We start from the raw sequence: 22,259 nt of genomic DNA, 5'->3' as shown, positions 1-22,259 counted from the left end.
TAGCTTATAGTTGATTACAACAACTAGACTAGCATCTTAGAAACCAGACATGTTCTTACTTTGTTAAGAAAGGAGGCAAGTGTGGTTTTTTTGTTTATCAAAATTTGTTGGGGGAGGAATATTCTTGAAGAGAAGAAGACTGGCAAGAAGGTTTAGTATTATTGCTACAATCTTAATGGTTTTCTCATTATTCATACCGGCGTTTGCTGGTGCACAGCCTAATGCTTCACCACATACTTCTTTAGTAAATTCTAAAGAGGTTGTAAAAGCTAAAATGGCAAATGACTTAATGAGTGATTTTGAAAAAGATGAGGAAGTCACATTTTTAATTAAGTTTAAAGAAAAAGCTGATCCAATGAAGATTGCAAAGGAATCCCTTGCAAAAGCTCAAAATGCGAAACTTTCAGCTTATAATCAAGAGTTAGTTCAACGTTCGGCAGTAATCTCCGAACTAAAGGCAACAGCTATTTCATCACAACAAAATGTAACAAAGTATTTAGAAGAAGAAGTTAAAAATGGAAATGCTAAGGACATTAAAGAATTTTATGTAGTAAATGGTATGGCAGTTACTGCTACTAAAGAAGTAGCGGAAAAGATTGCTAGTTTCCCAGAAGTAGAAAAGATTTTACCAAACGAAAAACGTCAATTATTTAAAGGGTTTGCAGCGGAAGAAGCTCCAAAGGCCCAACCACAAAACATTGAGTGGAGTGTTGACAGAGTAAATGCTCCAGCTGTTTGGGGATTGGGAATTGATGGAGCAGGTACTGTTGTAGCGAATATCGATACTGGAGTTGAGTGGGAGCATCCAGCACTAAAAGAAAAGTATCGTGGTTACAACGCTGCAACTGGTGCCGTTGATCATACTTACAGCTTTTTTGACCCGGTAAATGGACAAACTAGTCCATACGATATTGATGGTCATGGAACACATACTATGGGTACTATGGTTGGTAGTGAGCCTAATGGGGCGAACCAAGTTGGTGTGGCACCTGGTGCAAAGTGGATTGCTGTACAAGCATTCACGGCAGATGGTGCATATGATGCTGACCTATTAGCCGCTGCAGATTGGATTATGGAGCCAGGTGGAGACTATACAAAAGCACCAGATGTCGTTAACAACTCTTGGGGTGGTGGCTCAGGTATTGATGAGTGGTATCAAGATGTTGTAATTGGTTGGCGTGCTGCGGGTATTTTCCCAGCTTTTGCAGCAGGTAATACAACATTATTTAATCCTGGTGGTCCTGGTTCAGTTGCAACTCCTGCAAACTATCCTGAATCATTTGCCGTAGGTGCAACAGATAGTAATGATATGCTAGCTAACTTCTCCTTAAGAGGCCCATCTCCGTATGGTGAAATAAAGCCAGAAGTTTCTGCACCAGGAGTGGCAGTACGTTCATCTGTACCAGGTGGTAGCTATGCTAGTTATAACGGAACTTCTATGGCAACTCCAGCAGTAGCGGGAGTAGTGGCATTATTGAGATCAGCTAATTCTAGCTTATCTGTCGATGACATTGAACAATTATTGATAGATACAGCCAATCCGAGAACAGATGCTGAATATCCTGAAAGCCCAAATAATGGTTACGGACATGGTATTGTCGATGCTTTTGCAGCAGTATCAACTGTTGCAGATGGTCTGGGTTCCGTTCAAGGTCAAGTAACGATGGATGGGGAAGACACAGAAGCGCCTGTGTTTGAGCATGTTGCTCCGACTGAAACTTATGCTGGTCTAGATTTAGAGTTGAGCGTAAGTGTAAGTGACAATGTAAGTATTACATCTGTACAATTGCAAGTTGGTGATCAATTATTAGATGCTAAGCGTGTTTCAGGTAATTTCAAAGCTGGAGATTATGAAATTACAGTTCCAGCTGACATGTTAGAAGTTGGCACGTTTACTTATAACTGGGTTATTAACGATTTTGGTAATAACGAAGTAAGTAGTGATGAATACAACATTGAAGTAAAACCAGGTATTACTAATGGTTACTTTGATGACTTCGAAGCAAATCCAGTTGGCTGGCAACATCTTGGATCTAACAACGTTTGGGAGTGGGGTACTCCAGAATCTGGTCCTGGTGAAGCGTATTCAGGCGAAAACTTGTTTGCTACAAATTTAGCAGGTCCATATGCAAGTAGTATGGATGCACACTTAGTAATGCCTCCTATTGATGTACCAGCTGATGAAGATTCTTACTTACAATTTAAGAGCTGGCATAACTTTGAAATTAGTTCAACTGGTAGAGCTTATGATTATGGTAACTTAGTAATATCTACAGATTTAGAAAATTGGACAACACTAGATGAATTTGTAGGGGCTTCTAATGGATGGAGTAATATCGAAGCTGATTTACGAGACTACCAAGGCCAACGTGTATATATCGGTTTCTATACGTACTCTGATGGTAGTGTAACAAGAGATGGTTGGTATATTGATGATGTTGCACTAACAAATGCATCTCAATATAGTAATGATGAAGTACCTCCAACATTTGAACATACACCACCAGGACTTGCTTATCAAGGCATGCCATTAAGCATAAGTGTCACTGTTCAAGATGATCTACTAGTTGGTGGAGCTACTCTTAACTTCTTAGATGGAAATGGTGAGTGGCAAGAATTAGAAGCTGAACTTGAATCTGGCAGTGATTTAGAAGGAAGCTTCTCTGTTCTAGTTCCAGGCGAACACCTTTCTGGAGATACTTTCACTTACAAATGGGTTGTTAGTGATTATGCTGGAAATACAGTTGAAAGTGAAGAGTACTCGCTTACTCTAAGTGACGGTATTTCAGTAGGATACTCAGAAGACTTTGAAAATAATCCACAAGGCTGGAATCTAATTGGTGGTAATAACGTTTGGGCACTAGGTGAACCAACTTCAGGACCGAATGAAGCAGTTTCTGGTGTGAATGTTTATGCTACTAATCTAGGTGGAGAATACCCAGCTAGTATGGACGGCACTTTAGTGATGCCGGTTGTAAGTATACCTGAAGAAGGAGCATTCTTGCAGTTCAAGAGTTGGCATGAATTCGAGCAATCTTCTACTGGTAGAGCATGGGATTATGGTCAAGTAGTAATTTCAACAGATATGGTTGAATGGGCAACTGTAGCAGAATTCCACGGAAGTGCAATGGAATGGCAAGATGCTGAAGTAAATCTATCAGATTATGCTGGCCAATCTGTATACGTTGGTTTCTATGGATACTCTGATGGTAGCGTGTCAAAACTTGGATGGTATATTGATGATGTTGCATTATCAGATACATCTTTAAATCTTGCTAACAATCCAGCAAGCAGTAAAATTAGTAAGCAAGATGATGCAGCTGAAAAAGAAAAAGAAGCAGCATTAGAGAAGTCTAGTGATTCTAAAAATATTGTAGCCCAACCTACTAAAGAAGATGCTGCATCCTTAAATCCTGCAGCTAATCAAGTTAGTGGATTGCCATTAGGAGCTACTGTTTCTGTATTAGAAAATGGGCGTTCTGTTTCGACAAACCCACAAGATGGTTCGTATGCATTAACACTTCCATCTGGTGACTACACATTAGTTGCAGAAACGTATGGTTTTGCTTCACAGCAACAAAGTGTAACGGTTGTTGAAGATGAAACAGCCACAGCAAATTTTGTACTTGAAGAACTACCGAAAGCTACCGTGTCTGGTACTGTAACAAGTGAAAAGTCTGGTAACCCTATTGCGGGAGCTACACTATTACTTGTTGAAGATGCTAACGTTGAACCGGTTCAAACAGATGAGAACGGAAACTTCTCTATAACAGCTTATGAAGGAACATATACTATTAAGGTTCTTGCTCAAGATTACTATGGACAAGAGCTTGAGGTAACATTTGATGAAGATAAGTCATTAGATATTGCTTTAGAACCATTCTTTTCTATTCCTGGTGGAGAAATTGGATATGACGATGGAACAGCTGAAAATGCTCGTGCATTCTATGATGCAGGTAATGGATGGGCAGTTAAAATGTCTCTTCCAGAAGGAAAAGAACAAGCAATTGTTACGGATGGTGTGTTCCAATTCCATGGTACTGACTGGCCAGTTCCAGGTGGAACAGGATTTGCGGTAGAAGTTTGGAGTGCTGGTGAAGATGGAATGCCTGGAGAAAAATTAGCAGGACCGATTGAAGCAGAAGCAATTCGCGACTTGAATCAGCCAACAGTTGTTGATTTAAGTGAACATAACATTCAAGTAAATGGCGACTTCTATATGGTTTATATTCAGACAATCGCCAATCCTAATGCACCAGGATTAGCAACTGATGAAAGCAGTGCAAATGCTGGAAGAAGTTATCAATTAGTTGGTGGAGCTTGGTCAAAATCTCCAACAGCTGAAGGTAATTATATGATCCGTGCACGTGTTGCATATGGAGTCGGGGACCCAGTCATCACTTCTCCAACTAATGGTGAATTCACAAACGAAGCTGCAGTAACTGTTGAAGGTACTGCGTCTCATTCCACAACTCTGAGCCTATTAAACAATGGTGCAGAAGTTGGAACAGCTGATGTTGGTGATGATGGAGCATTTAGCTTTGATATCGAATTAGCAGAAGGTGAAAATGAGCTCCAAGCAGTAACAATGGTTAACGGTGAAGAAGCTACTGAATCTGAAACTGTAACAGTTACTCTTGACACCATTGCACCAGAGGTAACTCTCGCAAATCTTAAAGATGGTGACCGAACAAATCGTGAAACATTAACTGTTCAAGGTACAGTAGCTGATGTTAATCTTGCTTCCCTAACAGTTAATGGCCAGGAAGCTTCAGTTGAAGCAGGACTATTCTCGAAACGCATTTTACTTGATGAAGGTGAAAATACGATAGAAGTAGTTGCAACTGATGCTGCTGGTAATGTGACAACTAAGGTGGTAACGGTAGAAGCGGACTTCACTGCTCCGGAAATCGAAAATGTAACACCAACTGAGGACAAAGAGCTTCAAGCAGGTGAGACAGTAATGATTACTTTCGACAGTGAATCTGGATTAGACACATCATTTGTTGTTCATATGCCTTTAACAAATATGAAAACTTCCAATGTAACAGAGCTTCCAATGGTTGAAACAACGGAAGGTCACTATGTTGCATATTGGACAGTACCAGGTGGAATTGAAGCAGAAGGAGCAGTTATTGAAGTCATTGCAGCGGATGACTTCGGTAATGAATCTCGAGCACAAGCTACTGGTAAATTAAATATTACTGATGGTAGTGGTGATGAAGAAGACAATCACCCTGGCAAAGGTAAGGGTAAAGATAAAGGCAACAATGGTCCAGGAAATGGAAAGGGTAAAGCAAAAGGAAAGAACTAAGCTTATCCTTACCAGTAAAAAGGCGCAGATAGCTATTAAGCTACTGTGCCTTTTAAAATTTCTCAAAAAGAACTTGTATGAAATTGTTCATAAAGACCTTTTGTCGAAAGTTTATAGAAAGAAGTGATTGAATTTTCCGGTGGGAGTCACTATAATAAGTCTATCTTGTTAGATTATTTCAAAGTACATGAGGTGCAAATCATGGAAGTTAATATTGGCCCGCGTATGGTAAAGACGGGTCTTGCGGTTGCTTTGACTCTACTATTAACAGATATACTTAATCTAGATTTAGAGATTGTAGCAGCAATTGCTGCTGTACTCGCCATGCAACCTTCTATCATGCGGTCTTATGCCTATATCAAAGAAGTTGTTTTTTCCAACAGTATAGGTATTATTTTCGCTTTAGGAGGATTCTTTTTACTAGGAAGTCACCCTCTTTCTGTTGGGGCTGTTGTAATCATCTCAATTGCTATAAATATAAAACTAGGACTTAACAAGACTGTAAGTTTAACAGTTTTAACAATTATTACCATGATGCTAGGTGGGGATAATGGTATTAATTATCTTTACATCCTTGAGCGTTTGTCACTTGTTACAATCGGGGTTTTAGCTGCATTTGTCATTAATGCTTTAGTTATGCCTCCAGATCACAAGAAGATACTATTTAATATGATTAAAAAAGCTAATGATCAAACTAATTTTATATTACGTGTTATTTCTAACAAAACAATGAATGTACCACAAATGAAAGCAGAGGATCAAGATGCAGAAAAATTGATAAATGATGCTAAGAATTATTATGGGATTATTTCCGATGAGCGTAATCGATTGTTTATTCGGAAACGTCTAAGCTTTTTCCGAAACATTATTATTTATAAGCATATGATCCAAGTTTTAAGTAAGAAACATACTCTAATTCGTGAGTTAGAAAAGAACTTTAATGAAATTGAAGTAATGCCAAGCAACAAGTCACAACTGATTAAAAAATTAGTTCTTGAGATAAACGCCTATAGTGAAAATATCTTGCTTTTATACGAAGATAAAATAATTCTAGATAAGGATTTACAAAAGGAAACCAAAGCAGCGATGCAAGTAACCATTAATAATTTAATTGATGAGTTACAGGGCGCAGAGTTTTCCAAATGGGCGATAGTTTTCCCGATAGCTAATAGTATCATTGAATTGTTTTTTGAATTAAATAAATTAGAGCGTTTTGTAAGACTGAAAGAAAGTAACAAAACTACGAGTAAATAAATCTGAGGCTTGCCCAATCTGCTAAAGGGTAGCCTCGTTTTTTTGCTTACATAGAATATATTTCTTCCAGGTAAGCCCTTATGGATGCTAATTCAAGAAGTGCTTGTTTAGAGTCTTCGCTTTTAATGGCTGCGGAAAGTCTCGATATCGCTTCGTTCATACCCTCGTATTCTGCTTCATCACCTAATAGTTGTAGCTTCCAATCGTTCTTTTTATATAAATTCTTCATATCCTTTAGTAGTAAATTAGCATTATGCCAATCTTCTTTATTTAATTCCACCTCCAAAGACTGTATTTTATCAAAAAAATAATCACCTCCGATTGGCTCTGTACATCCTGCAAGAAACATAAAAGATAAAAGGAAAATAGTAATCGTTTTTTTAAACATAAACATCCTCCGTATTTGCATGTTATTTCTAGATTGTCCAATACTATAAAATGCTTACATATTTTTACTTAGCAGATTTAAAAGTACCAATTTCTATCGCCCGTATAAATACAACTATGGCCTCGTTTAACTAAAGCGAATGCCTAGTTCCCTAATAGTTTGGAGGATGGGCATATGCCTGAGTTTTTACTGACAATAACTCGTTCATTCATTGCGTTTTTATTGTTGCTCATATTGGCTCGAATAATGGGAAAAAAACAAATCTCCCATTTAACGTTCTTTGATTACTGCGTAGGAATTACGATAGGGTCAATTGCTGCAAGTATGGCTGTTGATCAAAATATTAAGATATCAAATGGCTTGATTGCGCTTATGGTATGGGGGTTCATTCCACTAATTCTAGGGTTTATAGGGTTAAAGTCAAAATGGTTTCATCAACTGACAGATGGAAAAGCCGATTTGCTTATAGAAAAAGGAATGATTTTGGAACGAAATTTAAAGAAAAATCAATTAGCCGTCGAAGAACTAATGTTGCTATTACGAGAAAAGAATGTCTTTAATATTGCAGATGTAGAAATGGCAGTTTTGGAAACAAATGGACAGTTAAGTGTTCTATTGAAGTCAGTTAAGCAGCCTGTTACATCAGAACAGCTAGGTGTACCTGTTGAATCAGATCATGGACCAACTATCGTCATTTCTGATGGTCAGGTCATGAAAAATAGTCTAAATCGATTAGGTTACACACATGAATGGCTTGTTGCTGAAGTATTGAAGCAAGGAGCATTCGAGATTAATGATGTTTTTCTAGCACAAATTGATTCAAAAGGAAATGTGTATGTTGATTTGTACGCGGATAATCTTAAACGAGAACCTATAAAGCAGCGGCCATTAATTGCGTCAACTCTAAAAAAGCTACAGGCTGATTTTGAGAGTTACGCCCTACAAACTCAAAACCCGGCAGCTAAAGAAATGTATACAAAACAAGCAAATAACCTACAACACGTCATAGATAATATTTCACCCTATTTAAAATAGGTCCGAAGCATCGATAAAATAGAGGAGTGAATAACATGAGAAAATGGTTGGTTTCTTTGATACCAATAGTTATTGTACTAATGTTTAGCACACCTACTTTTGCCTTTGAGGAAACAAAAACTAAATATTTCGGTGTTGGGGCAACAGTTGAGGAAGTAGAACAGGCAACTTTTATAGTTAGGACAAAAGGTGAGGGGACAGGGGAAGGGTTTGTTTTTACTCCTGAGGAAATTAATACCGATGATAAGATAACCTTTCAAGTTAGTATAGAAGGGAAAGGTTCTGTTTTTATAAAGCTAGTGGAAATGGATGCAAATGGTAAGTATATAAAAGAACACAGTTCACCAATGATTCTATTAACTAGTGATTGGAAAGAATACCATATTACTGCCAAATTAAGTAAATCAACTGATCAAGTTGATGTTTTAGTTATTACAGATGGAACCCAACAAACCGAATTTAAGTTTCGAGATGCAAATATTTTAAAATAACCTATCGAACTGCCCAACGTATTTTCAAAAAGGCAGTTCGATTATTATTTTTTCTAAATTATAATTTCTAAACCATCCTCCGCAATAAAAAAACCTCTTTTTAAGAGTTCTTTTCTCTCTTGCCCATCTGGATCAATGGTTGGGTTTGAATGATTTAAATGGGTAAAATATATAGTTGTTTGCGATGTTAAATGTTGAAGCTTTTCCATTGTTGTTGTCATTAATGGGTGTGGAATTTCTCCAATATCGCGCTTTATATGGCTTAAATCCTTAGGAGAATGAAAAGTACCATCTAACAAGCAAATGTCTGCTTTTTTACAAGCTTCAACAATATCTAGATCCCATTCCTCCCATTGATCAATATCAGGTATATACAGCACTCTCTTATTTGGTCCGTTGATCCAAAAAGCGAACGTCTCAGAAAATTCATTACGATGCGGGACTAATATAGGTGTGACAGTAAATAAACTATCAACATGTATCGGTTCATTATTTTTTAATTCCTTAATTAATATATTACTGAGCTTTGTCAAAAGACTCCAAGGAGCGTTATTGACAAGTAAGTTTTTCATTTTAGTTCCAGCAAATACAGGAACATGTTTCGAATTGATTCCTTCTTTTCCTAACAGTAATAGACCAGGTAGATGCCCCATATGGGCATGAGTAAGAAAGATGTTCCGCATTATTTTGCCCTCAAGGTGATACTTCAATTGAACCTTCCCCATTTGTTCTTTTAAATCAGGTGTAGCGTCAATTAAATGCCACTCTTTCTCTTGGGGTAAGACAATCGCAAGAGCTGAAGCTGTACGTCTGAAATTCGGATCTTTTATCGCACACTTACAATTCTCACAAAAACAATTTGGATGCGGAAGACCGCCATCTTGTGCGGTTCCAATGATAGATAGGATAACTTTACTCATAATACTTGCTCTCCTTTACCTAATAGTGATTCCTTCTTATAGTCTTTCTTTGATATCGTCCATCCAGTGAATCCAAATAATATATTGATTAAAGGTACCAGGAATGCAAAGAACGAATAAGGAATAAATTCTCCTGGATTTAGCCCGAAAATACCTGCTGCGAATACTGCCGGAACTCCCCAAGGTACTAAATTAATGCCGACTGTGCCTGCGGATTCGACCGCACGTGATAGATTTTTTGTATCGATTCCCATGTCTTTATACTTATCAACGAAAGTTCTAGCAGGTAGGATAATAGCTAAAAACTGAGCTCCAGTTGCGAATGCAATCATAAAAGTTGCCAACACCGTTGAAGCTATTAAAGATCCTGTTTTTCTAACCTTCATCATGATTTTTCTCGTTAACACATGAAATGCTCCAGAACTCTCCAATACGCCACCAAGAGCAGTTGCCAGTATTAACATAGCAATGGTTCCTAACATCGATGTTAAACCTCCGCGATTTAATAAGGAGTTGATTGCAGGAACATTAGATTCTCCTGAAAATCCACTAGTCATGGTTTGGATTATAGTTGATACGGATATTCCCTGAATTGTAACTGCTAAAAGGGCACCTAATAAACTGACTGTAATAAGTGTTGGTATAGCAGGTAATCGTTTAATCATAAGTACGACAGTAAGTATCGGCATTAATAACAGGAGTGGATGAATAACAAAAATAGTATCTAAACCATTTTTAATATTTGTAATAGTTGTTTCATCTGTGATCCCATTACCAGAATCGGTATTGCTCACAATCCAAAATAGAATAAGTGAAATAGCAAAAGCAGGGAGCGTATCCCAGAGCATGTGTTTTACATGGCTAAATAAATCTGTATCAGCCATTGCTGGTGCTACATTAGTTGTATCGGAAACAGGAGACAGCTTATCACCAAAAAAAGCTCCAGAAATGACTGCACCGGCAACAAGTCCCGCTGGAAAACCAAGACCTTCTCCGATAACCATGAATGCGAGTCCTATAGTTGCAATAGAAGTAAACGAGCTACCAAGTGTAACAGCAACAATACCCGTAACCAATGCAACAATAGGAACAAAGATTTCTGGTTTAATAATTGTAAGTCCATAGTAGATGATCGTTGGTATTACACCACTTGCTATCCAAGACCCTATAATGGTTCCGATGATTAATAGAATAAATACTGCAGGTAGTGCCCTACTAACACCGTTTACCATCATGGTTTGAATTTCATCCCATTTCCACCCACATAAATATGATATAAGTCCTGCAGCAATAATTCCAAAAATCAAAGGGAAGTGCATTCCAGCACTCCAAATAAACACTGATAATGATGCGGTAATAATAATTGTAAAAATCGGAAATAAAGCAAGACTAACTGACAATTCCTTTTTCATGTTAAAACACCCTCCTCAATTTTTGGTAAAACAAAAAAAGCCTCCATCCCTCAAAAAGAAGGGACGAAAGCTCCGTGGTACCACCCTGATTAGTAGATTGCTCTACTCACTCAAATAGATAACGGTTAAAACCGGGAAAATCAGCTCCCTATTTGTAATTCGCTTTACATACTCGCCTGATTTGCACCAACCATCAGGTCTCTGATTACAAGTAATGTAAAACTACTAGAATAGTTCATCGCTTTTAGTAATATGAAGTTTTATTTGTGCCGGATATTTGAAATAAATATAAAAAAGCCTTCGTCCTCAAAAGAAGGGACGAAAGCTCCGTGGTACCACCCTAATTAGTAGATTGCTCTACTCACTTAAATAGATAACGGCCGAAACCGGAAAAAATCAGCTCCCTATTTGTAATTCACTTTACACCTTGCTTGGTTTGCAGCAACCACCAAGTCTCTATTTGTCAAGAATGTTAAAGCTACTAGAATAGTTCAATGCATTTCCATCATTAAGTTAAACCAAATCTTAAAATAAATAAAAAAGAATGTCAAGAGAATTATTTTTAAATGAAAATTGTAGTGTTATTCACCAAACTCGTTTTATTCTAATTTTTTATGAAAATTTTCATGCTAATTTCCCTTTTTCACAAAAAACATGGTATTATTTTACTATATTATCAGTAAAATTGAGGTGGGATTGTGGAAATTTTTGTTGCTAGGCAACCTATTCTAACAAAAAATCAAGAAGTATTTGCTTATGAATTACTGTATCGAAATAATAAACATGACAATCTATACACTAGCGTTGACAGTGATCAAGCCACCTCTGAAGTAATAAATAGTTTTTTGCAGATTGGTATTGATGAACTATCTGAGGGGAAGCCCTGTTTTGTTAACTTTACAGAAACCCTATTAGAAGATACAGTACCAACATTTTTGCAACCAAAATTAATAGTGATTGAGATTTTGGAAACGGTAAGACCTACAGAGAAAGTGATTGAAAACTGCAGGATTTTAAAAGGACAAGGCTATAAAATTGCTTTAGATGATTTCGAATTAGCAGAAGGAGATAACAATACTAGTAAACTAATTTCACTCGCTGATATTATTAAAATTGATATCCAAAAAACAAGTCGTTCTGAACAATTAAGAATCATGAATAAATTGCAAAATAGAAATATTGTCTTTTTGGCAGAGAAAGTGGAGACAAGGGAAGAGTTTGAGCGGTGTCTGAAAGATGGATACTCCTTTTTCCAAGGCTATTTTTTTAGTAAACCAGTTATTCTTTCAACAAAAGATATTCCAGTGCTTAACCACAATTTATATATCATTATTTCTGAACTATCTAAAGAAGAACCAGATATTGATAGGATAAGCAACATTATTGAATCAGATGTTTCCTTATCTTATAAGTTATTGCGACTACTGAACTCACCAGTCATAGGTCTTGTTTATAAGATTAAATCTATTAAACAGGCTATTGTCTTGTTAGGGTTAATTGAATTAAGAAAATGGGTGTATGTACTATCATTTCGTGAGCAACTTGAAAGAACAGATCCAATAATTGACGAAGTAATTAAGCTTTGTTTAACTAGGGCAAAAGCAAGCGAACTAATTTCATTATATATTGGTAAAGGAAAAGAAAGCGCTAGCATGTTTTTGATGGGGTTATTTTCGCTTGTGGAACCCATCTTTAAGAAGCCATTAGAAGAGATCTTACAAGAGCTACCACTAGACCAGGAGATTAAAAATACGTTACTTGGTATGGAGACTTCCTTGACACCAGTAAAAAACTTAGTTTTTGCTGCGGAAAAAGGAGAGTGGAGTATAGCGGATCAATTAGTGAAAGAACTTGGATTAAATGCGGATAAGTATAATGATCTATATAAAAAGTCTTTAATATGGGCTAAAGAGGTTATGAATGGAAATGAGATAGTATAATTTTATAAAAAAACTTTGTCAGATGAGACAAAGTTTTTTTTGTATTATTTATCATTGTCATGCTTCCAGTAGGTATCTTGCCCGCTTATGGGACATTGTGGGAACGTATCATTTTGGTTTAAACTCGTTTTTTCGCCAGATTGGCAAATATAAGAACCTGTAACAGGAACACCCTGTCCAGTGCGGTATTCACGATATTCTTTTTCCACAAAAACACCTCCGATATCTATCATTCCCTAGAACAAAACAAATACGCAAAAAGTGTAATTCTAATTTTGCTATTTCTTCAAAGGTATAGTTTTGTTAGATAAATATAACCACTGGAGCAAAAAAAATTGATGAAGACAAACCAGCATATATTGATTGTAGGATTGTTTTATTTTATGTAATGAATATTTTGAACATTTGATGTATACTGTTGAGTGAGCTTGCTCATTTGGTCAGGGGGAATATACGTGAATGTTTATGAATTGGAGATCAAGTTCAAGTCTTCCAAGCTCATAAATTTGAAAGAGGTTATATGGCTAGAACTTGCGAGAAATTGTCAACTCAATGCATTACCACCAAAGGCTAAAGTAGCCATTACTGCTGGAAGTAGAGGAATAGATAATATCGTACTAATTTTAAGAGAGATCGTTAATTATCTTAAAGGCAAAAAATTGCACCCCTTTATTTTACCTGCAATGGGAAGTCACGGTGGAGCAACGGCTGAGGGACAAGTTGAAGTCTTAAAACAACTTGGCATTACGGAAGAAGCATTAGGAGTACCAATTCGGTCATCGATGGAGGTTATTAAACTAGGTACGGTTAACGATAATTTACCTGTTTATATGGATAAGATAGCCTATTTTGCTGATGCTATTTTAGTTGTAAACCGAATTAAGTCACATACAGCCTTTAGTGGAAAGATTGAAAGTGGATTAAGTAAAATGGTTACAGTAGGGATGGGAAAACAAAGAGGAGCTAGTTATATCCATATCCAAGGAGCCGAAAATATGGAAGATAATATCATCAAAGGCTCTAAGTATGCGATAGATAATAGCCCAATATGTATGGGACTTGCTATTGTTGAAGATAGTTATGACCAAACTTCTATAATCCAAGGTGTATCGATAGAAAATTGGCACCATGAGGAAGCTAAACTATTGGAAATATCCAAAAGCTTAATGCCATCATTCCCCGTTGATGAAATCGATTTATTAATTGTCGAGGAAATGGGGAAATGTTACAGTGGAACTGGTATGGATCCTACAATAATTGGGCGTTTGCGTATTGATGGTATGCCGGATCCAAAGAAACCGAAAGTGAAAAGGATTGCTGTTCTCGATTTAGCTGATCAATCCCATGGAAATGCACAAGGTATAGGTCTAGCTGATTTTACAACGGAAAAGCTTTTTTCTAAGGTGGATAGATACGCAACTTATATGAATAGTATTACAAGTACTTTTTTGCGAAGAGCGATGTTTCCGTTTATTTATCCAACTGAAGAGGATGCAATAGAACATGCGCTGTTAAGCCTTGGACCAGGGGTTGATAAGGAAGATGTAAGAATTGTGCAAATTCCTAATACATTACATCTAAGCAGAGTAATTGTATCTGAATCGGCTTTAAAGAAAGTATTGCCTAATGTTAATTATTCTGTTACTAGAAAGTTTGAATTTCTATTTGAAAATGGCAACCTAACTAATAAAATATCGTCTTTGTAAAGGAGAGAGTATATGAAATTAGCAACTATATTATTAAATGGGGAAGAACAGGCAGGTATTGTTTTTTTTGAAGGTTTGTTACCTGTAAAACTATTAAATGAACGGTTAGGTCATAGATGGCCAACTAGTCTTTTCGATCTAATTACACAGCAAAAACTGGAAGAATTAAACCAATTTATCAGAGAAAAAGAAGAAATGATATTATTACATGCATCACTAGATTTAATCCCTCATCATGAAGGCAAATACCGACCTCTATACCGTAACCCAGGAAAAATATGGGGAATCGGGTTGAACTACGTAGATCACGCTTCAGACTTAAATGAAATAGCTCCGAATACAGAACCAGCAAGTTTTATGAAACCTGATACAACAATAATTGGACCAGGTGATCCAATAAAAGTACCACATCAATCACACCGTACGACTGCTGAAGCAGAATTAGGAATTATCATCGGAAAAGAATGTAAGAATGTTTCACCTGAAGAAGCTCCCAGCGTGATTGCTGGATTTACAACCATTATAGACATGACCGCAGAGGATATTTTGGAAAAAAATCCTCGGTATCTTACACGAGCTAAAAGCTTTGATACGTTTTTTAGTTTTGGTCCGCATTTGATTACCGAAGATGAAGTGGAGGATGTGTTAAAACTTCATGTTTCCACTGTCATAAATGGGGAAGTGCATCGTAAAAATAAAGTAGATAATATGACCTTTAAACCTTGGGAATTAGTATCATTTCATTCAGAAGTAATGACATTGAGGCCAGGGGATATTATTTCAACTGGAACACCTGGGGCAATTAAGATTTCGGATGGGGACATCGTGGAGTGCCAAATAGATGGATTCGAAAGTTTAATAAATCCAGTTATAGATTTAAAAAGCACTTAATCAAAAGGGCTGGGACATAACCAAAAACTATAAGGTAAGTTAAAAACTTGAACAATGCTCTGTACTAGCATCGGAAAAATACGCAGACTCCTTGATGAGAGCGCTGTACTTTTCTAGAGCGGGTTTTAGCACTACTTTATAATTAAAAGTTATATCCCAGTCTCAACTAATTAATCGTGAGTACTTTCGGATTACAATATGCTTTATTCTAAATAATTTACATGGAATGGGCTTTCTCGTTCATCACTTTGTGTAGATATCCATTGTTCCGTTGTAAATTCATGAAGTGATCGAATACCACCAAAGCGGCCGATACCAGAGTCTTTTTCTCCGCCGAATGCTATAAGAGGCTCATCATTAACACTTTGGTCATTAACGTGCACCATACCGGTTACTATTTGCTTTGCAACTTCCACACCACGTTCCACAGTTCCAGCGTGAACGGCACCACTTAATCCATATTGCGTATCATTTGCAATATCGATTGCCTCTTGATCACTCCTTGCCTTGATAATGGTTGCTACAGGACCGAACATTTCATTTTGGGCAGTTGCAACATCATTATTTCCGGTTAATATATATGGGTGCATGACATTTCCTTCAACTTTACCTTCTAATACAACTGATGCCCCTTGTGATTTTGCTTTCTCGATATGACTTAAGATAGCTTCTATTGATTTTTTGTTTATGAGTGGTCCAATCAATGTATTTTTTTCCTCAGGATTTCCTACTTTGATCTTCTTTGCGAGAGTTACAAATCTCTCTAGAAACTTATCATGTAGCTTTTCATGAACTACAATTCTGTTAAGAGACATACAAATTTGTCCGTTATGCATAAACTTTCCAAAAAGAGCGGAATTAACTGCGCGATCTATATCGGCATCCTCAAGAACTAGCAATGCATTATTTCCACCGAGTTCGAGAATTGACTTTTTAATTAATCGACCACAAATTTCCCCGATATGGCGACCGACGCCTGTTGAACCAGTGAACGATATAACTCTAGGAATCGGGTGTTCTATCATAATGTCGCCAACTTCTTTACGGTTTGGAACAACAACATTAAATAAGCCTTTAGGAACACCGGCATCTTCCATTACTTTTGCTAAGATAGTCCCACCTGAAACAGGTGTTTGACTATCTGGTTTTAACACAACACCATTACCTGTTGCAAGCGCTGGTGCAACTGAACGCTGAGCTAAGTACATTGGAAAGTTAAATGGTCCAATAACGCCAACAACCCCTACCGGTTTACGGTAAATTCTATTTTCTTTACCGGCTACGAGTGAAGGGATAATTTCCCCGCCCATGCGTAATGGAAATGAAGCAGATTCTTTTGTAATTGCAATAACAAAATCAACCTCAACATTTGCCTTAAGATGAGAAGAACCGCTTTCTTTGATTAGTATATCTACCAGTTCTTCTCGTCTCGATTCAAAGAGTTGGACTGCTTTTTCCATTATTTGTGACCTTTCAAAAGGATTAACTTTTTGCCATTTTTTTTGTGCTTCTTTGGCGGATTCATATGCTTTATTAATATCATCAATACTTGCAGTTTTAATTTGACCTATCAGTTCGCCGCTATATGGGTTATCTACTTTTAGTTCAGTATTACCAGTTCCATCTCTCCATTCACCAGAAATATAATTATTTGTTAACTCGGAATAAAGATTCACATAATCACTCCTAACATAGACGTATACTCTCGCTTAGCGTGCCCATAAAAATAAAACGTAGTAAGCCAAGTGGATAATAATTGACATAAATTTCTTAGAACCTCGGTAAAAAGAGAAGTAAATTATGTTAATATAATAGAAGATTATGAAAAGCGGTAAAGGGGAGAATCAAATGAATCATAGAAATAATATGTTGGTTCCTGCAGGTTTGTTTATTGGCATAGGGATTGGAATGGCAATGGAAAATTTAGTTGCAGGATTGTTCATAGGACTAGGGGTAGGATTTTTGTTCTCAACCATAGTTTACATGATTGAAGCAAATAAGAAATAGTAAAGGTAAGATTAAGGATGATAAAGAAAATGATTAATAGTATTAAATTAGAATTGAAAGAGGATCAAGACTTTTCTTGGTTAGAGAGAATTGGAAAGGTATTTTCAGTATTTGACCAGCAGGATTCTGGTAATATTTGCTTTGGTATTGAAATCAATGGTAAAAGACGTTTTATAAAATATGCTGGAGCAAAGACGAAAAATTCAGCGGTAGAACCTGACATTGCAATCCGTCATTTAAAAAAATCAGTGCGATTATATTCTGACTTAAAACACCCACATTTGGTTGATTTACTGGATTGTTTTGAGACAGAAGATGGATTTGCTCTCCTTTTTGATTGGTTCGATGGAGAAACGTTGCATAATCATTGGGAATTCCCACCACCTTATAAATATGAACATCCTGATTCACCTTATTTTAGATTTAGAAAATTGCCCTTAAAGTATCGATTAGAAGCAATGAATACTATCTTTGATTTTCATGTTCATGTTGAAGAGAATAACTATGTTGCGATTGATTTCTATGATGGTAGTATCTTATATGATTTTAAAAATAATCTAATTAAAATCTGTGATATCGATTTGTATCAAAAGAAACCTTTTTATAACCAGATGGGACGAATGTGGGGATCTTCTCGATTCATGTCTCCGGAAGAGTTTGAACGTCATGCAATCATAGATGAAAGAACCAATGTGTTTAATATGGGGGCTATCTGCTTTGGATTATTTGGTGGTGAATTAAACCGTTCCTTTGACAAATGGGAAGCGTCGAGGTATTTATACGATGTAGCACTTAAAGCAGTTGAAAAGGATAGAAACAAACGTTATTCAAGCGTACAGGAGTTTTACAATCATTGGAAAAGTAATATGGAGCAGGGCTAGAAGCCTTGCTCCATTTGCTTAACTTATTTGACCTGTCCATAGGAATTTATCTCAAATAAATCAATTAACTCAATGTCTTTATGGTTATCTCTAAACCAATTCAAGGCAAATTCATTTCGGAAAAGAACGAGATAATTGTCTTCACGGTCTCGAACTAGCAAATTACGGTCATCAAATAATGATTCTTTTACTTGTTCTGTTTTCAACCAACGTGGAATTCTTTCACCAATAGATTCGAACATTACTTCCACGTTGTATTCATTTTCCATCCGGTATTTAAATACTTCATATTGAAGTTCACCGACTGCTCCTATAATGTAGGATTCAGTCCGTTTGTCTTTAAATAATTGAATCGCACCCTCCTGTACGAGCTGTTCAATTCCTTTTTTAAACTGCTTGGATTTCATAACATTTTTTGCCATTACTTTTTTAAATAGCTCAGGTGGGAATTTTGGAAGTTCATCAAACTCAAAGTCTGTTTTTCCCTCTAATAAAGTATCGCCTATTTGGTAAGCGTTTGGATCATAAATTCCTATTATATCCCCTGCGTATGCTTCATCAATTGTATCTCGTGATGAGGCAACAATTTGTTGTGATTGAGAAAGTTTAAATGTTTTTCCGGTACGAGATAGTTTCACACTCATTCCTCGCTCAAATTTACCAGAGCATATCCGAACAAATGCAATTCTGTCACGGTGGGCTGGATTCATATTAGCTTGAATTTTAAAGATAAAACCCGAGAAGTTCGAGTCGGATGGTGTAACAACACCTTCAGTTGATCTACGTGGACCTGGAGTTGGTGCAAGTGTAATAAAGGTATCAAAAAAGTCATGTACACCGAAAGGAGCTAATGCACTTCCAAAAAATACGGGTGTTTGTTCCCCGTTTATTACAGCTTCCATTGAAAATTGGTCACCAGCTTCATCTAATAATTCGAGTTCCTCTTTTGCTGCACTAAACTCAAGTGAATTCGTAATATCTTGATAATCTGGGTTATCCAACTCGTCATATGGGATATGTGTTTCTTCTTCGTTTCCATTAAATTTAATAAATTGTTCATTGGCACGGTCAAAAATTCCACGGAACCGTTTTCCCATACCTACTGGCCAGTTCATTGGGTAGGTTTCAATTTCTAAAACTTCTTCTATTTCCTCTAATAGTTCAAGAGGCTCTCTACCTTCACGGTCTAATTTATTTATAAAAGTAAAAATAGGAATACCCCGCATACGACATACTTTAAATAACTTAATTGTTTGGGCTTCAATTCCCTTAACGGAATCAATAATCATGACCACACTATCAACAGCAGTTAATGTACGATAGGTGTCCTCACTAAAGTCCTCATGTCCAGGGGTATCGAGAATATTTACATGAAAATCCTTGTAAGGGAAATTCATAACACTGGATGTAACAGAAATACCACGTTGTTTCTCGATTTCCATCCAATCTGAGGTAGCAAATTTTCCAGATTTTTTACCTTTTACAGTACCTGCAGAACGTATTAGGTTTCCATATAGTAATAGTTTTTCTGTTAGTGTTGTTTTCCCAGCATCCGGGTGAGATATAATTGCAAACGTCTTTCGTTTTGAAACTTCGTCTTTAATGGTCATAAATAATTCCTCTCCAAAATAAAATTCACATAATTTTGAGCGTCTGTCACCCATTGCAATTCTGCGAAGGCGGTTAGGCACTTTCCTATAATACTATATTCATTTTGAGTTTGCATAGTTGAGTAATTGGTTCCATAAGTTAAATAGGAATGTTGAGGACGGGTAGTCGTGTATTGTTAAATGATTCATACAGTTGACAATACGGTGGTACTTCGTTAAACTAAATTCAACAAAGTTGAATAAGGTGACACTAAATTGAATAAGCTTAAATAAACGATTCTATACTTATTTTCATATTGTATAATATAAATTTTTTTCTATACTGGCGAAAGCGCATTCTTCAGAGGTTTGATGGAATGAATACAAAGGTAAGGAGGGAAATTCGTGGGAAAATGGCCAGATTTAGTGACGTTAAAAGAAGTTGGACCACGTGATGGTTTACAAAATGAGAAACAATTTATTTCAACCGATGATAAAGTAGCATGGATTGATATGCTTTCGAACACGGGAATAAAGGAAATTGAGTATTCTTCTTTTGTTAATCCGAAATGGATCCGAGCCTTAGCTGATGCCAAGGAAGTAGGAAAGAGGATAAAGCGAAATCCAAATGTATTATATTCTGCACTTGTCCCCAACATGAGAGGACTTGAGAATGCATTAGAAGCAGGAATTGATGGCGCATCTGTTTTTATGTCAGCTAGTGAAACACATAACCAAAATAACATTAATAAGTCAATTGTGGAAACATATCCGGTATTGAAACAAGTAATCACAGAGGCAAAGAAAGAAGGGAAAAAAGTGACTGGGTATGTGTCTACAGTTTTTGACTGTCCATTTGAGGGAAGAATTAATCCCAATCAAGTATTGCGCGTGTTTGACCAATTGATCGCGGATGGGGTTGACGATATTTCACTTGGAGATACTATAGGTTCTGCAGTCCCTTCACAAGTTGAAATGCTACTAGAAGAAATTCTTAAGCGATTCCCTAAAGAAAAAATTATTATGCACTTTCACGATACAAGAGGAATGGCAATTGCAAATATAATGACTGCCTTAAACTACGGTATTACTAGATTTGATACATCCATTGGAGGGCTTGGTGGCTGTCCTTATGCACCAGGTGCTGCTGGGAATGTAGCTACAAATGATGTTTTATATTTGTTGCATGGATTAGGAATTTGCACCGGGATTAAAGATAAAAAGATTCAAGATGCTTCTATCTTTATTCAAAATAAATTAGGAAAAAAGCTTCCGAGTCGTTCATTAGCCTATATAGAAGGAACGGCTTAAGTGATAGGTTTATTGAATTATAACAATATCCTTAATTATTGTTGATACTATAAGAATCTTAAAATGACTACAAAATTGGTGGTGATTCCCCAAAAATAGATTTTTTATTCTAATTTTTGGGCGCAGTACCATTGCTTGTAGTCGTTTTTATTTCTAATTGCACCTAAAAGTATGTATTCTTTAATGATATTACATGGGATTCTGAATGTTTGTGTTAAAATAAATGGTAACTATTAGTATGCTGCTTTTTATATACATTATATTGATAAAAACAGGAAGTGTTTAATCATGAATAAGAATCTAAACTCAGATTGTAAAAATTGCTTTGGGTTGTGTTGTGTTGCATTGCCGTATGGAAAATCAGCGGATTTTCCTTTCGACAAGGACGGGGGAGTACCTTGCCAAAACTTATGTTCGAATAATTTGTGTTCAATACATGACACATTGAGAGAGAAAGGATTTCGTGGTTGTGTATCATATGAGTGTTTTGGGGCTGGACAACATGTTTCGCAGACTATATACCATGGTAAAGAATGGCGAGAGAATGCCCAACATGCTGATGAGATGTTTGCTGTATTTCCGCTTGTTCATCAACTACATGAAATTCTTTGGTATCTTCAACAGACACTAACTTTAAAGGAGACTGAATCGTTCCATGATAGCTTACAAAAAATGTTCGAAGAAACCGTTGAGCTAACCGAAAAAAATCCAAAAGAAATTTTAGAACTAGATATCACAGCACACCGAAATAAAGTCAACAAGTTGTTAATAAATTCAAGCAAAGCCTATAGAGCTGATATTGTAATAAAAAGAAAAAAGAATAGAATACAGAAGAATTCAGACTACATAGGAGCAAACTTAAGAGGATTAAACTTACAAGGGGAAGATTTACGAGGAAAACTAATGATAGCATCAGATCTACGTCAGAGTGACTTGAGAAAGGCTGATCTTATTGGTGCGGACCTTAGGGATGCAGATTTAAGAGGAGCTAACTTGGCAACAGTACTCTTTCTTACACAGTCACAAATCAATTCTGCAGTTGGAGATGCACATACTAAAATACCAAGTAATTTAACAAAACCAAGCCATTGGTGAATAAAAAACATAATGATATTGAAGC

At 36.5% G+C, this 22,259-nt stretch carries 17 protein-coding genes and 2 other annotated features; of the genes, 11 read left to right on the top strand and 6 right to left on the bottom strand.

The window, feature by feature from the left end; genetic code table 11:
- The first annotated feature begins 124 nt into the window (after positions 1-124).
- Both TY11_RS20910 and TY11_RS16235 read left to right on the top strand, forming a co-directional pair.
- Positions 125-5,314, top strand: a complete 5,190-nt coding sequence (locus TY11_RS20910; RefSeq protein ID WP_052345869.1) for a S8 family peptidase — start codon at positions 125-127, stop codon at positions 5,312-5,314.
- A gap of 201 nt (positions 5,315-5,515) precedes the next feature.
- Positions 5,516-6,568 (top strand): FUSC family protein, encoded by a 1,053-nt coding sequence (locus tag TY11_RS16235; RefSeq protein ID WP_042148624.1) that lies wholly within the window; start codon positions 5,516-5,518, stop codon positions 6,566-6,568.
- 46 nt (positions 6,569-6,614) lie between these two features.
- On the opposite strand, the gene TY11_RS19905 is transcribed toward TY11_RS16235, so the two are convergent.
- Positions 6,615-6,956 carry a DUF4363 family protein gene (locus tag TY11_RS19905; RefSeq protein WP_052345868.1) on the bottom strand — a complete coding sequence of 114 codons (342 nt, stop codon included), beginning with the start codon at positions 6,954-6,956 and terminating at the stop codon, positions 6,615-6,617.
- Positions 6,957-7,130: 174 nt separating this feature from the next.
- Between TY11_RS19905 and TY11_RS16225 the strand changes: the two genes are divergently transcribed.
- Positions 7,131-7,991, top strand: coding sequence for a DUF421 domain-containing protein (locus TY11_RS16225; protein ID WP_042148621.1), 861 nt, complete (start codon positions 7,131-7,133; stop codon positions 7,989-7,991).
- Between the two features lie 35 nt (positions 7,992-8,026).
- A complete protein-coding gene (locus tag TY11_RS16220; RefSeq protein WP_042148618.1) occupies positions 8,027-8,482 on the top strand; it encodes a hypothetical protein in 456 nt (151 codons plus the stop codon).
- Between the two features lie 53 nt (positions 8,483-8,535).
- Here TY11_RS16220 and TY11_RS16215 read toward each other — a convergent pair whose 3' ends face one another.
- Positions 8,536-9,402, bottom strand: coding sequence for an MBL fold metallo-hydrolase (locus TY11_RS16215; protein WP_042148615.1), 867 nt, complete (start codon positions 9,400-9,402; stop codon positions 8,536-8,538).
- Positions 9,399-10,814: a Na+/H+ antiporter NhaC gene (gene nhaC, locus TY11_RS16210; RefSeq protein WP_042148612.1), complete on the bottom strand. Its 1,416-nt coding sequence runs from the start codon at positions 10,812-10,814 to the stop codon at positions 9,399-9,401. The genes TY11_RS16215 and nhaC overlap by 4 nt, the downstream gene beginning before the upstream one ends.
- 56 nt (positions 10,815-10,870) lie before the next feature.
- Positions 10,871-11,062: a binding site (T-box leader), on the bottom strand.
- Positions 11,063-11,125: 63 nt separating this feature from the next.
- Positions 11,126-11,318: a binding site (T-box leader), on the bottom strand.
- Positions 11,319-11,512: 194 nt separating this feature from the next.
- Here nhaC and TY11_RS16205 point away from each other — a divergent pair.
- The gene (locus tag TY11_RS16205) at positions 11,513-12,754 is read left to right on the top strand and encodes an EAL and HDOD domain-containing protein (protein WP_042148610.1); all 1,242 of its coding nucleotides are present in this window, start codon (positions 11,513-11,515) and stop codon (positions 12,752-12,754) included.
- A gap of 44 nt (positions 12,755-12,798) precedes the next feature.
- Here the strand turns inward: TY11_RS16205 and TY11_RS20695 are convergent, their stop codons facing one another.
- Positions 12,799-12,963, bottom strand: a complete 165-nt coding sequence (locus TY11_RS20695; RefSeq protein ID WP_197025108.1) for a hypothetical protein — start codon at positions 12,961-12,963, stop codon at positions 12,799-12,801.
- 246 nt (positions 12,964-13,209) lie between these two features.
- On the opposite strand from TY11_RS20695, the gene TY11_RS16200 reads away from it, so the two are divergent.
- Together TY11_RS16200 and TY11_RS16195 are read left to right on the top strand one after the other, a co-directional pair.
- Positions 13,210-14,460, top strand: a complete 1,251-nt coding sequence (locus TY11_RS16200; protein ID WP_052345867.1) for a nickel pincer cofactor-dependent isomerase, group 22 — start codon at positions 13,210-13,212, stop codon at positions 14,458-14,460.
- A gap of 12 nt (positions 14,461-14,472) precedes the next feature.
- Complete coding sequence (locus TY11_RS16195) at positions 14,473-15,351, top strand: fumarylacetoacetate hydrolase family protein (RefSeq protein WP_042148606.1); 879 nt, start codon at positions 14,473-14,475, stop codon at positions 15,349-15,351.
- Positions 15,352-15,554: 203 nt separating this feature from the next.
- Here the strand turns inward: TY11_RS16195 and TY11_RS16190 are convergent, their stop codons facing one another.
- Positions 15,555-17,027, bottom strand: a complete 1,473-nt coding sequence (locus TY11_RS16190; protein ID WP_042148604.1) for an aldehyde dehydrogenase family protein — start codon at positions 17,025-17,027, stop codon at positions 15,555-15,557.
- 172 nt (positions 17,028-17,199) lie between these two features.
- Between TY11_RS16190 and TY11_RS20480 the strand changes: the two genes are divergently transcribed.
- Both TY11_RS20480 and TY11_RS16185 read left to right on the top strand, forming a co-directional pair.
- On the top strand, positions 17,200-17,358 hold the full coding sequence (locus TY11_RS20480; protein WP_155982719.1) for a hypothetical protein: 159 nt from the start codon (positions 17,200-17,202) through the stop codon (positions 17,356-17,358).
- Positions 17,359-17,387: 29 nt separating this feature from the next.
- A complete protein-coding gene (locus tag TY11_RS16185; protein ID WP_081755958.1) occupies positions 17,388-18,239 on the top strand; it encodes a protein kinase domain-containing protein in 852 nt (283 codons plus the stop codon).
- A gap of 23 nt (positions 18,240-18,262) precedes the next feature.
- On the opposite strand, the gene TY11_RS16180 is transcribed toward TY11_RS16185, so the two are convergent.
- Positions 18,263-19,849 carry a peptide chain release factor 3 gene (locus TY11_RS16180; RefSeq protein WP_042148597.1) on the bottom strand — a complete coding sequence of 529 codons (1,587 nt, stop codon included), beginning with the start codon at positions 19,847-19,849 and terminating at the stop codon, positions 18,263-18,265.
- A gap of 384 nt (positions 19,850-20,233) precedes the next feature.
- Here TY11_RS16180 and TY11_RS16175 point away from each other — a divergent pair, with 384 nt between their 5' ends.
- Together TY11_RS16175 and TY11_RS16170 are read left to right on the top strand one after the other, a co-directional pair.
- Positions 20,234-21,139 carry a hydroxymethylglutaryl-CoA lyase gene (locus tag TY11_RS16175; protein WP_042148594.1) on the top strand — a complete coding sequence of 302 codons (906 nt, stop codon included), beginning with the start codon at positions 20,234-20,236 and terminating at the stop codon, positions 21,137-21,139.
- A gap of 288 nt (positions 21,140-21,427) precedes the next feature.
- Positions 21,428-22,234 carry a pentapeptide repeat-containing protein gene (locus tag TY11_RS16170; RefSeq protein ID WP_042148591.1) on the top strand — a complete coding sequence of 269 codons (807 nt, stop codon included), beginning with the start codon at positions 21,428-21,430 and terminating at the stop codon, positions 22,232-22,234.
- The last annotated feature ends 25 nt before the right edge of the window (positions 22,235-22,259 follow it).

This window comes from Paucisalibacillus algeriensis, assembly GCF_000577245.1.
Lineage (GTDB): Bacteria > Bacillota > Bacilli > Bacillales > Amphibacillaceae > Ornithinibacillus.
The sequence above is the reverse complement of the archived record's forward strand: the minus strand, read 5'-3'. Positions and strand labels throughout refer to the sequence as shown.

Bases quoted from the DNA above. Each gene is read 5' to 3' on its own strand.
- TY11_RS16235 (WP_042148624.1), top strand. From the start codon at position 5,516: ATGGAAGTTAATATTGGCCCGCGTATGGTAAAGACGGGTCTTGCGGTT.
- TY11_RS19905 (WP_052345868.1), bottom strand. From the start codon at position 6,956: ATGTTTAAAAAAACGATTACTATTTTCCTTTTATCTTTTATGTTTCTT.
- TY11_RS16225 (WP_042148621.1), top strand. From the start codon at position 7,131: ATGCCTGAGTTTTTACTGACAATAACTCGTTCATTCATTGCGTTTTTA.
- TY11_RS16220 (WP_042148618.1), top strand. From the start codon at position 8,027: ATGAGAAAATGGTTGGTTTCTTTGATACCAATAGTTATTGTACTAATG.
- TY11_RS16215 (WP_042148615.1), bottom strand. From the start codon at position 9,402: ATGAGTAAAGTTATCCTATCTATCATTGGAACCGCACAAGATGGCGGT.
- nhaC (WP_042148612.1), bottom strand. From the start codon at position 10,814: ATGAAAAAGGAATTGTCAGTTAGTCTTGCTTTATTTCCGATTTTTACA.
- TY11_RS16195 (WP_042148606.1), top strand. From the start codon at position 14,473: ATGAAATTAGCAACTATATTATTAAATGGGGAAGAACAGGCAGGTATT.
- TY11_RS20480 (WP_155982719.1), top strand. From the start codon at position 17,200: ATGAATCATAGAAATAATATGTTGGTTCCTGCAGGTTTGTTTATTGGC.
- TY11_RS16185 (WP_081755958.1), top strand. From the start codon at position 17,388: ATGATTAATAGTATTAAATTAGAATTGAAAGAGGATCAAGACTTTTCT.
- TY11_RS16180 (WP_042148597.1), bottom strand. From the start codon at position 19,849: ATGACCATTAAAGACGAAGTTTCAAAACGAAAGACGTTTGCAATTATA.
- TY11_RS16170 (WP_042148591.1), top strand. From the start codon at position 21,428: ATGAATAAGAATCTAAACTCAGATTGTAAAAATTGCTTTGGGTTGTGT.